This window comes from Photobacterium sp. SP02 (assembly GCF_038519165.1).
In the GTDB taxonomy this organism is placed as follows: Bacteria; Pseudomonadota; Gammaproteobacteria; order Enterobacterales; family Vibrionaceae; genus Photobacterium; species Photobacterium halotolerans.
In genome coordinates this window covers 1-254 of sequence record NZ_JASJOJ010000199.1, presented here as the reverse complement: position 1 = coordinate 254, position 254 = coordinate 1, and the positions used below count along the sequence as shown (strand labels likewise).

Annotated in this window: 1 protein-coding gene; it reads right to left on the bottom strand. The window is 42.9% G+C overall.

What is annotated here, in order from left to right:
• Positions 1 to 235: plasmid recombination protein (locus tag P0Y67_RS22970; protein ID WP_342393725.1), on the bottom strand; the 235-nt coding region annotated here is incomplete at its 3' end.
• Positions 236 to 254 lie beyond the last annotated feature (19 nt).

The following is a 254-nucleotide window of genomic DNA, read 5'->3' as shown; positions in this document are numbered from 1 at the left end:
GCTTCTCTTTATCCGCTTCTAGCTTAAACTTGTGAATTTCAAGATATTTTTTATCTGAAGGCTCACCGCGCAGCAAGCCAAATTTTTCGTTATGCTTCCCGATCGCTTCCTGCAGCTGCTTCATTTCAACTTTGTTGAAAATCTGCTTTGCTGACAGCTTCTTTTCTTTCGTGATCGGCACGAGACCCACGTGCATATGAGGTGTCGTTTCATCCTTATGTACTGACGCATACATCACGTTCTCTTTTCCGTAA